Raw genomic sequence first — 681 nt, 5'->3', positions numbered from 1 at the left:
GTCCGCGGCCGTCGCGGCGGCGGCGGGGCGGCCGTCCAGGCGCAGGCGGATCTCCAGGACGCCGGGTTCGCCGGTGCGGCGGCTCCGGCCGCCGAGCGACTCCAGCAGCCGCCGCATCCGGGTGTTCTCGCCGAGCGTCGCGGCCCGCAGCTCGACCAGGCCGCGCTCGCGGCCGAGCACGGCGAGCAGCTCGGCGAGCGCCCGGCCGAGACCGCGGCCCTGCCAGGCGTCCTCGACCAGGAACGCCACCTCGGCGACGCCGGGGTCGAGGACGTGGATCAGGTGCGCGAGGGCCAGCACCGAGCCGTCGGGGCCCTCGGCGACGAGCGTCAGCCCGTGCCACGGCTCGCAGAACCGCTCGACGGCGGCGCGCGGCGGGAACGGCTTGGCGCTGAAGTACCGCATCCGGCGGCTGTCCAGCGAGCAGCGCTCGTGCATCGCCCGGACGGCGTCGGCGTCGTCCCGCCCGATCGGCCGGACGGTCACGCGTGTCCCGTCGGCCAGCGGCACGGTCCGGGACGCGGCGGACGGCGGACCCGCGGGCAGCGCCGCCCGGACCAGGGCGTCCGCGCGGGCGGCCTCGGTCGTGGTGAACGGCAGCCCGGGGCGGGACAGCCGCACCGACCGCCGCCCGGCCCGGACGGTCAGCACGCCGCCCTCGTCGTCGCCGGCCGCCGGAGC

The 681-nt window shown here is 79.7% G+C and carries 1 protein-coding gene; it reads right to left on the bottom strand.

Annotated elements, in window-relative coordinates:
* The coding region (locus DZF91_RS22830) for a GNAT family N-acetyltransferase (protein ID WP_147341277.1) at positions 1-681 on the bottom strand (681 nt) is incomplete at both ends.

The organism is Actinomadura logoneensis, assembly GCF_003428695.1.
In the GTDB taxonomy this organism is placed as follows: domain Bacteria; phylum Actinomycetota; class Actinomycetes; order Streptosporangiales; family Streptosporangiaceae; genus Spirillospora; species Spirillospora logoneensis.
Note: the sequence above shows the minus strand (reverse complement) of the source record. Positions and strands in the feature narration are given on the sequence as shown.